Here is a 14,730-nt window from a genome sequence, read left to right as displayed (position 1 = left end):
AATATACCGTATGTTCGGGGATGCAGTTCAGCGTAGCGATACGGATGTACCTCACCGCGCTCGATGTTGAGAAGGCCTCGAGTGAGCACACCGTTTTGGCCTATGCCAAGGCCTTGGAACAGTTCCAGGCCTTTTTGGAGGAATCCTGGGGCTCAGAGCCCGCCGTTGCCGATATCAAGGAGGCAGACATCCGCCCCTTCCTTGGCTGGCTTCACGATAAGGGGCTTGCCAAACGTTCCCTTCGCATGAAGCTGGCAGCCGTACGGAGCTTCTTCAAGTTCCTTGTACGCTCGGGAGAATTGGACCACAATCCGGCCTCGCTGCTTACCTCGCCCAAGATCGACAAGAAACTCCCCTCCTTCCTGCAACAGAAGGAAGCCGATGATCTCTGGGACGTCTTTGATCTGACAACCGTGAGCGGAAGACGGGACCGCGCACTCTGTGAATTGCTGTACGGATCCGGCCTGCGTTTGAGCGAAGCCCTGCAATTGGATCTGGGCGACATCAATATCCGACAACGAACCGTGCGGGTAGTCGGCAAGAGGTCCAAAGAACGCGTCGTCCCGGTCACACAAGAGAGCATCAAGAGTATCGACCTCTACCTCGAAATGCGGGGTCAACTAGCCCCCTCCCCAGAAGACCCAGCCCTCTTCCTCGGAGACAGAGGTAAACGTCTCACCAGCGTGAGCGCATGGCGCATAGTGAAACGCTCCCTAGGCACCATCACCGAAGCCCAGCGGAAGAGCCCTCACATGCTCCGGCATTCCTTTGCTACACACCTCCTCGATAACGGCGCAGACCTCTCCGCCGTGAGCGACATGCTCGGTCACTCCTCCCTCTCCACAACCCAGATCTACACCCACGTCAGCGTGGAACGGTTGAAGGACGCGTATAAGAAGGCGCACCCGAGGTCGGAGTAAGGGGCGTTCGTCACCCCGAGCGAAGTCGAGGGGCGAAGAGGTCCCTCGTCGCTCCGCTCCTCGGGATGACGCTGTCGTCTCGCTTTTCTATACTTAGAGAAGAATCGAGAGTAGCGTCATCCCGAGGAGCGGAGCGACGAGGGACCTGACGTTCGCTATTCGCTATTCGCTATTCGCTATTCGCTGTTCCTGTTTCGCTATTTTTACGCATGCGTCTCTCCGTTATCGGGTCCGGTCATCTCGGATCCATCCATGCTCGACTTCTTGCTCAGAACCCAGATGTAACGCTTGTAGGCGTTGTAGACCCCGATGAAACAAGGGGTTCTGCCGTTGCCTTGGAGCATGGGGCACAGTGGTATCCGGATCTTCCGTCGATGCCGGACGTGGATGCGGTGGTGATCGCAGCGCCTACGTTGCTGCATCATTCATTGGCGATCGACTGCCTTTCGAGGGGCTTTCATTGCTTCATTGAGAAGCCCGTAACGGCAACGTATTCTGAGGCGCAGGACTTGATGCGTCGTGCAGAAGCAACGGACCGACTGATCCAGGTGGGTCACGTTGAGCGTTTCAATCCGGCCATTCGCGCACTTGCGGCTTACAATGTGTCGCCTCTGTTCATTGAGGCGCACCGATTAGCCCCCTTCAAACCTCGTGCAATAGATGTGAGTGTGATCCACGATCTGATGATCCACGATATCGATCTTTTGTTGTGGATGACGGGTTCGGAGATCGTGGACATCCAGGCAACGGGTGTTGCAGTGCTTACGGATACCCCGGATATCTGCAATGCGCGACTGACCTTCGCCAATGGCTGTGTGGCAAATGTGACGGCTTCTCGCATTTCCGCGAAACCAATGCGTAAGGTGAGGGTTTTTCAGAAGGACAGCTACGTGTCGCTGGATCTTGCTACCGGTGCAGTGGAGCTCTATCGTTTGATCGAGACCAATGCCCTGGAGCCAAGTCATCAAGTGCCGCTTGGGACTGTGAACACCGGTCACGGAGACAAGGTGATCGTTTACGACACACCTACTGTTGAATCCGTGAACGCCATTGCCGAGGAACAACGCTCGTTCTTGGAGAGTATTCGCACGGGTTCGAATGCAGCGGTCACTCTTCACGACGGAGCACAAGCTGTACGCATCGCAGAATGGATAGACGATCTGGTACGACAATGACCCTAGCAGCGCGGTTCTCCGCGCTTGTTGTGGTTGTACTCTATGGTTCAGTCATCATCACTGCGCAGTCAGAAACAAGTGACTTTGCACGCATCGGTCACGCCGGCTTCATCCTTACCACGGCCACTGATTATCAATGTGTCGGCATCAACCCTGCCAACCTCGGATTCGTGCCGGAAGCTCAGATCTTCTCTCTTGCCACTCCGATGATGGGCGGATCCGAACGCCGACGTCGAGATTGGGCCTTCACAGCCATCGAAGGGGGCTTCTCCGCCCACAGCAATGCTCTTGCACGTGGAGATATCTTCGACCTGATGTTTCAATCTAGCAGCGGCACATTCACATCGGCACAGAAACAGGCTGCAGTTGAGGCGTTCTCCGATGGAGGCATGCGCTTCAATGCAGATGTGATCGCTATCGGTGCATCTTACCAATCTCAAGACTTCGGTGGCTTTGCTCTAACCGTACGAGAACGCGCAACGGGAACATTCATCCTTAATGATGAAGCTGCGAACCTCATCTTCAAGGGAAGAGACTCTCCGTATTTCGATTCCTTGGCAGTGAATTGGAATGGTGATTCTGTTGCCTTCGCCACCGCACCAAAGTATTACTCCGAACTCTTCGATGGCACGGTGCTTTCCATGTTGTGGTTCCGAGAGTTCGCCGGATCGTATGGACTGAAGATCCTGGACGTGGCCGGTGTAAAGGTCTATGCCGGCGCAACGGTAAAGTACTTTGAATCCTACGCCTATCTCGATGCACGAGTACAACAAGCATCGTTCGTTGCTCGCAGTGCCCTAAGCCCCTTCTTCGGCATCAACTACGGGAAGGCCACAACTCCGTCCGTGATCCCCGGCAGTGCACTTGCTCCGATCGGTACAGGGTGGGGATTGGATGTGGGTGCAACGGTGGAGTTCGATCGGTGGACGTTGAGTGCATCGATTGTTGATATGGGCAAGATGGTGTTTGACGGCAACGTCTACAATGCGGGCGATACGATCCTCAATGGACTGTCGAGCACAGGATTCGATGGCTACAACATCTTCAATGAAGCACAGAAGATCACGGGTGACGGAGAGTTCTTCAAATGGGAAGGACTTCAGTCGGCCGATGCGGAACTTCCAACACGTATCAAGTTCGGAGCATCGTTCTTCTATAGTTACCGACTCCAGTTTGGCATCGATGCGGTTGCCTCACTCAACACCACAGCCGGTTCAATGAGTCAGCCCGTTGTGAGCGGCGGAGCAAACTATCGAGCAACTCCATGGCTCAAACTCGGCATCGGCATCGGCGGCGGAAGCAACATGGGCGTCTTTGTCCCAGTCTCCATCCTCTTCTCCGTCTTCGACGGCTTTTGGGAGATGGGGCTTACCTCACGCGATCTTGTTACCTACCTCGTGAACAAAACACCCGTGGTGTCACTTGCCACGGGGTTTCTTCGTTTCAGGATCTGACGCCGCTCTACCACGCATAGGCTTCCGGGGCCTGATTGCCCGGACCGGGCCAGATAACGTCGAGTTTGGCCAGAACCTCCGGCGTGAGCTGTACGTCAAGCGTGCGGACATTTGCATCGATCTGTTCAACCGTGCGCGGTCCGATGATGGGAGTTGTTACTCCATCGCGCTGGAGGATCCACGCAAGGGCAACATCGGCATAGTCCATGCCGATCTCACGGCAGAGTGCTTCGTAAGCTTCGATCTGCGGACGTTTCTTTTCTGCGGCAGCGATGAGTTGAGGACGCTTTCTGCGAACGGCATCGTCTACAGAGAAGATCCCGCACAACAAGCCCCCTGCCAGCGGACTCCATGGGATCATAGCCATTCCATACGCCTTTGCTGCGGGGATCACTTCGAGTTCGATGTGACGATTATACAGCGAGTACACACTCTGTTCGCTAACGAGTCCGAGGAAGTATCGGTTCTTTGCGAGTTCGTTTGCCTGCGCAATGTTCCATGCCGCAAAATTCGATGAGCCAACGTAGAGGATCTTTCCTTCGCGAACGAGTTGTTCCATTGCTTGCCACACCTCATCCCATGGTGTGGAACGATCGATGTGGTGCATCTGATAGATATCGATGTGGTCCGTCTTCAGTCGGCGCAGCGAATCTTCACATGCCTTGCGGATATGATAGGCGGAACAACCGCGGTCGTTCACACCATCCCCCATCTGACCGTACAGTTTTGTGGCCAGGACGATCTTATCTCTGCGTGATGGATCTTCTGTCAACCAATTACCGATCACTTCTTCGGTTCTGCCCTTCCCCTTATCCCAGCCATAGACATTGGCCGTGTCAAAGAAGTTGATACCGTGCTCCAGGGCTCTGGACATCACTGGGAAAGAGTCTGCTTCCTCGATCCAGTAGCCAAAATTCATGGTTCCGAGACAGAGTTGCGACACCTTAAGGCCGGTTCGGCCGAGTTGGACGTAGTTCATAGGCGAAGATAAGGCTGGAAGGGACCCTCCTCGCTTCGCTCGCAGGGTGACGCGGCTACACTTCACTCAATGGACCCTCCTCGCTTCGCTCGCAGGGTGACGCTCGGCGCTTCGCTTGCAGGGTGACGCCCGGCGCTTCGCTCGCAGGGTGACGCTCGGCGCTTCGCTTGCAGGGTGACGCCCGGCGCTTCGCTCGCAGGGTGACGCTCGGCGCTTCGCTTGCAGGGTGGGGCCCGGCGCTTCGCTTGCAGGGTGACGCCCGGCGCTTCGCTCGCAGGGTGAGGCCCGGCGCTTCGCTTGCAGGGTGACGCCCGGCGCTTCGCTCGCAGGGTGAGGCCCTCCTCGCTACGCTCGCAGGGTGACGCGTAGTGCCTATTCGTACGACGTAGGGTAATTGAAGAACGGCGGTTGGAGTGATAACATTTTAGGATTGCGACTCTCGATAAGGGCCAACTTTCTAGCACGAGCGTATTCTTTGATTTGCTTCTCCCTTCGAATAGCATCGACGATCTTATCGAAATACTCGACATAGACAACGTCGCAAATATTATATCTACCACAGAAGCCATCGCCCGCTAATTCTGCGCGATGCTCTAATCTGCGACGCATTAGGTTGTTGGTAACGCCAACATAAAATGTTGTGCGGTTCTTGTTGCTCATGATATAGATGCAGTTTCTCTTCATGCTCAGATAGTGCTCTTCAGCACCCAAAACGTGACGCAGCCGCGTCACCCTGCGAACGTAGTGAGGAGGGAAGCGTCACCCTGCGAACGTAGTGAGGAGGGACCCTGCGAGCGTAGCGCCACGCGTCACCCTGCGAACGTAGTGAGGAGGGACCCTGCGAGCGTAGCGCCACGCGTCACCCTGCGAACGTAGTGAGGAGGGACCCTGCGAACGTAGTGAGGAGGGAAGCGTCACCCTGCGAACGTAGTGAGGAGGGACCCTGCGAGCGTAGCGCCACGCGTCACCCTGCGAACGTAGTGAGGAGGGACCCTGCGAGCGTAGCGCCACGCGTCACCCTGCGAACGTAGTGAGGAGGGACCCTGCGAACGTAGTGAGGAGGGAAGCGTCACCCTGCGAACGTAGTGAGGAGGGACCCTGCGAGCGTAGCGCCGAGCGTCACCCTGCGAGCGAAGCGAGGAGGGACTCACCCTGCGAGCGAAACGCAGCCGCGTCACCCTGCGAACGTAGTGAGGAGGGACCCTGCGAGCGCAGCGCAAGCGTCATCCTGTGAACGTAGTGAGGAGGGACCCTGCGAGCGTAGCCAGCGTCACCCTGCGAACGTAGTGAGGAAGGACCCTGCGAGCGTAGCGCCGAGCGTCACCCTGCGAACGTAGTGAGGAGGGACCCTGCGAGCGTAGCGCCGAGCGTCACCATAGGGCCTTATCTTTGCGAATGCACTACCCCTTCTCCTCCATCGAAAAGAAATGGCAGTCCTATTGGGGCGCCGAAGACATCTATGCCGTGTCTGATGACATGTCGAAGCCGAAGTATTACGTGCTCGATATGTTTCCGTATCCGTCCGGACAGGGTCTTCATATCGGTCATCCGGAAGGATATGCCGCAACAGATATCGTTAGCCGGTTCAAGCGAATGATGGGGTTCAATGTTCTCCATCCGATGGGTTTCGATGCCTTTGGCCTCCCCACGGAACGTCAGGCCATGACGGAGAACATTCACCCGGCGCTCATCACGGAACGCAATGTCTCAACATTCACACGTCAGCTCAACGCGCTCGGCTTCGATTATGATTGGGCTCATTCGGTCAACACCACGTCGCCCGACTACTATCGTTGGACGCAGTGGATGTTCCTCACGATCTACAATTCGTGGTACGACAGAGCAGAGCAGCGCGCACGTCATATCGATGAGCTGCCGATCCCGTCCGACATCACGGATCCGCTCGAACAAGATCTCTATCGCGACGAACACCGCCTTGCCTTCATCGCCAACATCCCTGTGAACTGGTGCGAAGCACTGGGCACTGTGTTGGCTAATGAAGAGGTGGATGAGTGGAAGGGCAAGGGCTATACGGTAGAACGCAAGCCGATGCGTCAGTGGATGCTGCGTATCACTGAATATGCGGACCGACTCTTGAGCGGCCTGGACAAACTTGATTGGCCTTCGTCAACACTCGAAATGCAGAAGCATTGGATCGGCCGCAGTGACGGGGCTGAGATCAACTTCCCTATTCAAGGGGCTTCTCACAGCGTGTTGGTCTTCACAACACGTCCAGATACGGTCTTTGGCGCAACCTACCTCGTCCTCGCCCCGGAACATCCGATCGTTGAACACATCGTTGCCGAGGATCAACGCGGTCACGTTCTCACCTACCGCGAAGCTGCCTCACTCAAGAGCGATCTTGAACGCACTGAACTCAACAAGTCGAAGACCGGCGTCTTCACGGGCGCCTATGCTACGAATCCGGCATCGGGGTGAACAGATCCCGATCTGGATCGCGGACTATGTCCTCGCGCATTACGGCACGGGTGCTATCATGGCAGTGCCGGGTCACGATGAGCGCGACCACGAGTTCGCCGCATCGTTCGGTCTTCCGATCACACAGGTCGTTGCACCGCAGAACGGTTCAGAGATCGACATCCTTGCCGGTGCCTACTCTGAATATGGTGTAAGCACTCATTCTGCGAATGAGCATGTGTCACTGAACGGTCTCGCAACGGAAGACGCGATCCAACGAACGATCACGTGGTTGGAGTCGTCCGGTATCGGGAAGGGTCGAGTTCAATATCGTCTTCGCGACTGGCTCTTCTCCCGTCAACGCTATTGGGGCGAGCCGATCCCGATCATGTTCTTCGAAGACGGTACTCGCCGCGCACTCGATCCGGATGAACTTCCGTTGCTGTTGCCAGATGTTGACAGTTTTCAGCCGGCCGGGACGGGTGAGTCGCCCCTTGCCACTGTTGCATCGTGGATGAATTTCGTTGACAGCAAGACGGGCAAACGGGCACGCTTTGAAACGAACACGATGCCTCAATGGGCAGGATCTTGTTGGTACTTCCTGCGCTACATCGATCCTGATAACTCGTCATCCTTTGTCGATCCTGCCAAGGAACGATATTGGATGGGTCCGGACGGAGTGGATCTCTACATCGGAGGGAGCGAACACGCCGTACTTCACCTGCTCTACGCGCGCTTCTGGCACAAGGTGATGTTCGATCACGGCTATGTGTCAACGCCGGAGCCGTTCAAACGACTCTTCCATCAAGGACTTATCCTGGGTGAAGACGGAAGGAAGATGTCGAAGTCGCTCGGCAATACACTGAACCCCGACGATGTTGTTGCCTCACACGGAGCCGACGCGTTGCGTCTGTTCGAGATGTTTCTTGGTCCACTCGAAGCATCGAAACCATGGAACTCAACGGGCATTGATGGTATCTCTCGCTTCCTCAATCGTACATGGCGCTTGATCGTCACCGAAAAGGGAACGCTCTCTCCTGCCGTGCAGGATGTTGAACCAACACCGGAACAGGATCTGGTGCTGCACACAACCATCAAGAAAACGCGCGAAGACATCGAGGCGTTGAGTTTCAATACGAGCGTTGCGCAGTTTATGATCTTCGTGAACGAATACACTCCTGCAACATTACGTCCACGTAAGGCGCTGATGTCGTTTGTGCAGTGCCTCGCCCCCTTTGCACCATACATCGCAGAAGAACTCTGGCATGTGTTGGGCGGAGAAGGATCGGTGCATCTTTCAACCTTCCCTACGTACGATGAAGCAAAGCTCGTTGCCGATAGCGTGGAGATCGTTGTCCAGGTGAGCTCCAAGATCCGCGGCAAGATCGTTGTACCGCAGAATACCGATTCAGCAACCATGGAAGCACTCGCATTGGCTGATGAGGGAGTGCAAAAACATATCGGTGGAAAAGAGATCCGCAAGACGATCGTCGTACCGGGTAAACTCGTGAACTTCATAGTTGGATGATCATGTTCAAACTCCTTGCGGTTAGTGTTCTGTGTTCTGCTCTGACGTTCTGTGCTACTGCGCAGGACGTTTGGTTCGGCGGACCATTCAAGGTTGGAGCTACTCCGCAAAAGGAACTCCCTGAAGCATCGGGCATGGTAGCCTCCACTACCAACCCTGATGTCTTGTGGATGCACAATGACTCCGGCGATGAACCTACCCTCTATGCCGTTACGCTTAAAGGCGGCGTCATGGAGAAGTTCACGCTTCCAAAAGCAACTGCGCGTGACTGGGAAGACATGGCCTATGGTCCGGGTCCGGAACCAGGGAAGATGTACCTCTATGCCGGCGACATTGGTGATAACGAAGGCAAACGCCAAAACATCACCGTCTATCGTCTGCCGGAGCCCGATCTCTCCCGCAAGAAGTCCGACCGCACAACACAATCACTTACCTACGACACGTTCATGTTCACCTATCCCGATGGTGCGCGTGATGCAGAGGCGTTGATCGTGGACCCACTCACACAGGACATGTACATCGTAAGCAAGCGCGACAAAAAGTGTCGCATCTATCGTGCGGCCGCACCACACGTTTCCGGCACCACACGCAAACTCGAGTTCGTTACCGCGCTGCCGATGAATCTCTTCACGGCCGGAGACATTTCCCACGACGGATCGCAGATCCTCCTCAAGAACTACCTCTACGTCTGGCACTGGACACGCAACGGCAAGGAGCCCCTTACCGAAACCTTCAAACGCGAAGCAACTCGCATTACCTACATGCCGGAAGAACAAGGCGAGGCCATCTGCTTTACGCCAAAGGATGATGGATTCTATACCACCTCCGAGCGTGAGGAAGGGGGCGACACAGCACCCATCTATTTCTATCCGCGTGTGAAATCTGCTCGTGAAGTATCAACAACACGCGATGCAAAGATCCCGCAGATCTCTGTAACGCCATCAGAAGACACTCCGGGGATCTACAATCTCCGCTATGTGATCCCCGAAGTATCGCGTGTGACAGTCACCGTCCACAACAGCATCATGATCAAGATCCTCGACGTCGCAACCGAATCAGGTGAATCCGGCGTGCAAGAACGAGAGATCGACCTCATCGATCAACCATCCGGCACGTACGTGGCTGTGGTGAAGACAAATGGGGTTACGGTGATGTGTCCGATCGAACACTTGGCTCGTTGAGCGGCTTTTTAAGCGCCTTCCAGAGGCTTGTTAAGCGCCTTGTTCAAGCGCCTTCTTCAAGTGGCTTGTTAAGGCTGATCTTGCAGAAGGCGCTTAACGAAGGCGCTTAACGAAGGCGCTTGAAGAAGCCCTTGAACAAGGCGCTTGATAGCCAGAGAAAGGCGCTCAAAGAGCCGGTGATCACGACTGCCGTTGGGATAGACGTAAGGTCTCCCATGTAGCCGATGAATGGGGCCATGATGAGGAAAATAAAGCGCATACCGAGTTGGCGGAGGCTGAGCACGGTTGCGCGTTGACCGCTCGTTACGCGTTTGTTGAGGTCGTTGTTCACGATGGGATTGAGGAGTCCGCGTGAGATGTACATCACGGCAAGCAGCCCGGCGGTGATCATGCTTGGCCAGAGTCCGGCGATGATGCAGGACAGGCTGACGGCGACAATCAGAATAGCCAACATCGAGTTTGTACTGATGCGATCTGCAACAATGTGTGCACGGATGGACACAACACCAACAAGCGCATTGCCGGAAGCCCACAATACTCCAAAGAGAGCCACAGGGATTCCTACATACGTCCAGTACGGTTGAATGAGCCAGACCATGGTAAGTGTGGTTGCTGACAGGACCGATGACGTGATGATGAGGGAGCGAATATGTGTGTCGTGAAGAAAGACGCGCGAAAGGATCTCCTTCATCTCCTGCCATCCGGCCTTATGTCCTGCCCGTCTGTGCAATGATGGTTCGATGAGCATCACCGATGCCACGATCGGCACAAGCATCCACACAGCCTGCACGTAGAATGGAAGATGCAGACTCACGGCGGCAAGCGCGCCGCCGATCACCGAGGCACCGGCCTCGGAGAAGTTTGCGTAGGACATTTGAGCCCCCTCTTCCTTCAACGACTGTTCCGTGTGACCCAGCTCAAGAAGTGAATCGTAGAGCATGGCAGAGTCCGTTCCGCTCATGAAGGACATTCCAACTCCCAGGAACGCCTCGGCAATGAGGAACTCGCTGAAGGATGCGGCCACAACGTAGCAAGCCCATCCGCAGAGTGCGAGGATGGTGCCGATGATCATCGTTTTGCGTCGGCCAAGCACGTCACTGAAGTAACCGCTCGGAACCTCGATCACAACCATCGTCACGGCGAAGATCGCTTGCAGGAGCATCACGTCCTGCATACTCAGACCATGGTGACGGTAGTAGACCACCAACACCGGTATGGTGAACAAGGCCATGTTCGCCACACGGAGGAGTCGGAGGAGGTAGATGTTTCGTTGTAGTCGTTTCGTTCTCATACAATTCACCGAAAAAGCAAAGAGGCGATCACTCTCGGAAAGTGACCGCCTCTTATGCACGTACTTGGAGCTTCGTTCTAGTGCTGCGCGGTCCTGTCAGTTTCGATATGCACAAATGCGTCCACGCCAAGAGGCTTGACGCAAACGTTCGTTGTTGTAACGGGAATCGATGGTTGACAGAATGAGCGCATGAAAAGTCAGCAGCAATTGTCGTGCCGATATTTTCATTTCAATGCTTTTGTACTTTCATTTTGTGTCGGCTAGGTCGCTAACTCAGGAGATTTTGAATTCGTATGTTGTTTTTCAGATTCGCAACCGGGGGTTCAACTGGTCTCATCATTTCGAATTGTAAGCTTCATTCTGCTATCTCTTTTAGCGGTTCAAATCGCTTTGCTTGAGGTCCATGCCCAGCAATCTGATTCTGCTTTCATTCGGTACTCAACCCTTGCGGCATATCCATATTCAACGATCACTTCAGCAACGTCGAATACATCTCACGTGGTCTTAACAACGTCGTCGGGTGAAGTCTTCACGATGGATCCTGACGACGGTTTGTTAACCGCACTGCCACCAGTCGTAGGCCCGATACCGATCGATGTGATCATACATGGCTCTGCGAACTGGCTTGTCCTTGCGGACAATTCTGTACGGATACTTGACACGGTATCACGGGAATGGCACGACCCTTATGGCTATCCAATAAACGGATACTCGTTCAATGTGAAGGGAGAACTTTGGATAGCTCGGGGGGAGCACTTTGTGAATGTCGCCCCAGCGGGCAGCTCACTGGATTCGGTCCTTATTGTCCTTTACGACCCAGCCGCTCGACCACTCACCTTCGTTGCTAACAATGAAAGCCAAGTTTACGCGCATATTGGAGATTCCATCATCTACGTAAAGAGCGCTGATCGAGTCGACACTATAAACGTGTCATGGCTTGGATTTGTGCTTTCGCTCGTGGAGCTGGGAGATGGATCCGTTCTTGTGCTTTCAACAACTGGGGTGACTGGGGTGTTGAACCCTGAACAACCTTCTGTATCGAGTCTCACCGAGGCATTTGGATTGGGATTCATCCCATGGCACACTGTCTATAGTGGAGACTCCGAACGTGTAGTTACCGTAATGTCAACTCATACGTTTGGCAACTCGGTTTTTGAGATTCGCTCAAAAAGTGACATTCAGACAGTCCCCATCGACACAACTGAAATCAGACGGTTAGACAAAGGTGTTTTCACCAAGAAAGGACGATGGCACTTGTTCCGCGGGGGGACAAGACAGAACCTCGACAATGGACTTAAGATCAGTGGGTATGTAACCCCTTCAAACATCGCTACCGGACTTCCCCACACAACCTGGTCGATGTTGGACAATGATTACGTAGCGTCGTTTCGATACAACGATACTCTTGTACTCTTTCGCTCTCCACAGGAGTCGCGTAAAGTTGACATCTCTAAGATCCGGACACTAGACATTGGCAATGTCATATTTCTCATCCACGATAAGCGATCGATAAATGCAGTTTGCTATCGAGGTATTGCTGTTTCAAACGATTCCGGTTCTTCTTGGAAGTCGGTTGTGATCGCCGACTTCGGTAGGGTGAATCGCGCTTTTAGACACGTCGATACGCTTCTTGTCATTGGTAATGATTCCGTCTTTCAAAGCGTGGACGGTGAGCATTGGTCGACAATGCCATGCAAACCCGTTTTCAATGAATACGGACTACAGCTGTCCTCCGACCAACTAATTCTGATGCACGGTTGGGGAGTCGATATCTATTCTTCGAAGTCGAATGGAGAACCACACTTTCGCTTAGATCAGGTGTATGACCGCCCACCACATGTACTTCTTGGTAGTGATAGCAAGGGGTTCACGTTGCTGTCATTTCAAGAGCCAGACGCGGAAGGCAGCATTCCTAGAGGATTCCTCAGAGTAGCATCCGTTTCGGGCATTTCTGAAGAGAAGTACATCCAATGGCCGAAAGGTCTTTTTCGTGCAGACTCACGATGCTACGGAAGAAAGTTTGGAGACACCATTACAGTCGTTGATCTCAAGCATTCCATCATTGTGATGTTCTTGCGGGACAGCGTGTTTCGCACCTACAGGTTCAATCCGGGATCATTGAGGCCCTTCGATAATCACCCAATTGGCAAGCTGTTTGAGCTTAAGTTCACGAATAGTAGAAATCTCGTCTATAGATCGGCCAATTCACTAGTTGAACTTCATGTTCAGATAGAGGACCAGCCGATCAGTGGTGTTGAGGAGATCTTGTTTGCCCAAATTCACAATGCTTATCCTAATCCTGCATCAAGTGTGCTTCATGCTGATCTTGGTTTTCTTCAAGGGGCGGGGTCGTCTTTCAAGGTTGGGCTCTACTCTATTGATGGCCGAAGTCTGATCAGAGAGTCCTTCGTGTCTAGAACAACTCTTGGGCAAGAGCGAATCATCGTATCTCTAGACATTGGGAACGTACCAAACGGGCCCGCCATACTTACCGTGAGCAATGGTGTCCACAACCATGCAACTCTTGTCTTCATCAAGAAGTAGCATTGTTGCCGTTTGTTCTCGGCTGGGCCGTCAATGATCCGATCATCATGATCAAGGCGCAGAGGATGATGACTTGAATGACCAAGGATCGGCTGACAATATCAAGATGGTACGATAGTGGCAGGCCAAGGAAGAGTAGGATCGTGATCAATCCACGCGGGGCGATGAAGAGTAGTGGCAACAAGGGCTGTCGCACGGAAACGAGCGTGATGGCTCGTAGGGCGAAGATGGTTGCTACTACTCCTAACGACCAGAGAATCGCGCTTCCGTCAAGTAGCTCCGCGGTTTCTATCACGAAGCCGAAGAGAAGGAAGAAGAGTGCACGAATCAGGAAGGTGACTTCGCCTATGATGTCATGGAAACTGTGAACTTCTCGATCTCGTTGGTCCTTACCGATCTTATTTATTCGCGATACAAACGTCAGCTGGTCGAGATTTCCAAGGAAGAGTCCGAAGAACAGGATGAAGATCAAGGCCGGCAGGTGGAATTCCTTTGATACGGCATAGATGAGGAGGATGGCCAAGGTGATGGGGATGTACTTCACGCGGTGACTGATCCGTGCAAGCAACATCCCAAGCAGTACGCTCGCAGCGAGGGAGATCACGATCATCAACAGGAATTCTCCAATGAAGTCGAACACGGAGACGTAGTCGATGTTGTCGTTGACCGTGATGAAGTTGAAGAAGATCACGCCAACGATGTCAGAGATACTGCTCTCGTAGACCACAAATTCTCTGTCGGACTTCTTGAATGCCGCAGCCGTGGGAATTGCGACAGCACTGGAGATCACAGAAAGCGGAATGGCATTGGCAAGACAATGCTGGAATCCGGCCCCGGTTGCCCATTGCAGCGCAAACGCAAAGAGGAACGAGAATGCCAGAAGCGGAAGAACAGAGACCAGAGTGGCCCGTCCAATGAATGGCAGCTGTTCTCGCCGTACCTCCAGGTCAAGAGCCCCTTCCAACACGATCAGCACCAACCCTATCGTCCCGAACACCGGCAATGCCATGGAGAGATCGGGGAGCTGAATACCAAAGATCCCAGCTACGACCTTGACCACGAATCCAAGTCCGATCAGGAGAATGACCGATGGAATCTTCGACCGACGAGACGTGAGATCAAAAACGTACGCCAAGAGCAACAGCGTACACGTCGCGATAATGATCGGCATTGTCATGGAGGATCCTCAGTTAGCCTTCACTAGAATCGCATTTTATGCAATATTGAGTGCTTCACCTAT

At 53.8% G+C, this 14,730-nt stretch carries 9 protein-coding genes and 1 pseudogene; 6 read left to right on the top strand and 4 right to left on the bottom strand.

The genetic code is table 11. From position 1 onward, the window contains the following. Positions 1-20: 20 nt before the first annotated feature. The 3 genes from IPI29_00745 (at position 21) to IPI29_00735 (ending at position 3,549) form a co-directional block, all read left to right on the top strand. Positions 21-920: a tyrosine recombinase XerC gene (locus IPI29_00745; protein ID MBK7411068.1), complete on the top strand. Its 900-nt coding sequence runs from the start codon at positions 21-23 to the stop codon at positions 918-920. A 209-nt stretch (positions 921-1,129) separates the two neighbouring features. Then, positions 1,130-2,095: a Gfo/Idh/MocA family oxidoreductase gene (locus tag IPI29_00740; protein MBK7411067.1), complete on the top strand. Its 966-nt coding sequence runs from the start codon at positions 1,130-1,132 to the stop codon at positions 2,093-2,095. Further along, positions 2,092-3,549 (top strand): hypothetical protein, encoded by a 1,458-nt coding sequence (locus IPI29_00735; protein MBK7411066.1) that lies wholly within the window; start codon positions 2,092-2,094, stop codon positions 3,547-3,549. Before IPI29_00740 ends, IPI29_00735 begins: the two co-directional genes overlap by 4 nt. A 7-nt stretch (positions 3,550-3,556) precedes the next feature. Here the strand turns inward: IPI29_00735 and IPI29_00730 are convergent, their stop codons facing one another. Next, the gene (locus IPI29_00730; protein MBK7411065.1) at positions 3,557-4,528 is read right to left on the bottom strand and encodes an aldo/keto reductase; all 972 of its coding nucleotides are present in this window, start codon (positions 4,526-4,528) and stop codon (positions 3,557-3,559) included. A gap of 372 nt (positions 4,529-4,900) precedes the next feature. Next, positions 4,901-5,212 carry a GIY-YIG nuclease family protein gene (locus IPI29_00725; protein MBK7411064.1) on the bottom strand — a complete coding sequence of 104 codons (312 nt, stop codon included), beginning with the start codon at positions 5,210-5,212 and terminating at the stop codon, positions 4,901-4,903. A gap of 711 nt (positions 5,213-5,923) precedes the next feature. Here IPI29_00725 and IPI29_00720 point away from each other — a divergent pair. After that, positions 5,924-8,474, top strand: a pseudogene (locus IPI29_00720) (leucine--tRNA ligase). Positions 8,475-8,476: 2 nt separating this feature from the next. Next, the gene (locus tag IPI29_00715; protein ID MBK7411063.1) at positions 8,477-9,655 is read left to right on the top strand and encodes a hypothetical protein; all 1,179 of its coding nucleotides are present in this window, start codon (positions 8,477-8,479) and stop codon (positions 9,653-9,655) included. A gap of 106 nt (positions 9,656-9,761) precedes the next feature. On the opposite strand, the gene IPI29_00710 is transcribed toward IPI29_00715, so the two are convergent. Beyond that, positions 9,762-10,946: an MFS transporter gene (locus tag IPI29_00710; GenBank protein MBK7411062.1), complete on the bottom strand. Its 1,185-nt coding sequence runs from the start codon at positions 10,944-10,946 to the stop codon at positions 9,762-9,764. 390 nt (positions 10,947-11,336) lie between these two features. Between IPI29_00710 and IPI29_00705 the strand changes: the two genes are divergently transcribed. Further along, a complete protein-coding gene (locus IPI29_00705) occupies positions 11,337-13,490 on the top strand; it encodes a hypothetical protein (protein MBK7411061.1) in 2,154 nt (717 codons plus the stop codon). On the opposite strand, the gene IPI29_00700 is transcribed toward IPI29_00705, so the two are convergent. Then, positions 13,480-14,667 (bottom strand): sodium:proton antiporter, encoded by a 1,188-nt coding sequence (locus IPI29_00700; protein MBK7411060.1) that lies wholly within the window; start codon positions 14,665-14,667, stop codon positions 13,480-13,482. The genes IPI29_00705 and IPI29_00700 overlap by 11 nt on opposite strands. Positions 14,668-14,730 lie beyond the last annotated feature (63 nt).

It is taken from the genome of Ignavibacteria bacterium, assembly GCA_016707005.1.
Classification (GTDB): Bacteria; Bacteroidota; Ignavibacteria; order Kapaibacteriales; family Kapaibacteriaceae; genus UBA10438.
This window is presented reverse-complemented; position numbering and strand designations above follow the sequence as displayed.

Bases quoted from the DNA above. Each gene is read 5' to 3' on its own strand.
- IPI29_00715 (MBK7411063.1), top strand. From the start codon at position 8,477: ATGTTCAAACTCCTTGCGGTTAGTGTTCTGTGTTCTGCTCTGACGTTC.
- IPI29_00735 (MBK7411066.1), top strand. From the start codon at position 2,092: ATGACCCTAGCAGCGCGGTTCTCCGCGCTTGTTGTGGTTGTACTCTAT.
- IPI29_00730 (MBK7411065.1), bottom strand. From the start codon at position 4,528: ATGAACTACGTCCAACTCGGCCGAACCGGCCTTAAGGTGTCGCAACTC.
- IPI29_00700 (MBK7411060.1), bottom strand. From the start codon at position 14,667: ATGACAATGCCGATCATTATCGCGACGTGTACGCTGTTGCTCTTGGCG.
- IPI29_00710 (MBK7411062.1), bottom strand. From the start codon at position 10,946: ATGAGAACGAAACGACTACAACGAAACATCTACCTCCTCCGACTCCTC.
- IPI29_00745 (MBK7411068.1), top strand. From the start codon at position 21: ATGCAGTTCAGCGTAGCGATACGGATGTACCTCACCGCGCTCGATGTT.
- IPI29_00725 (MBK7411064.1), bottom strand. From the start codon at position 5,212: ATGAAGAGAAACTGCATCTATATCATGAGCAACAAGAACCGCACAACA.
- IPI29_00740 (MBK7411067.1), top strand. From the start codon at position 1,130: ATGCGTCTCTCCGTTATCGGGTCCGGTCATCTCGGATCCATCCATGCT.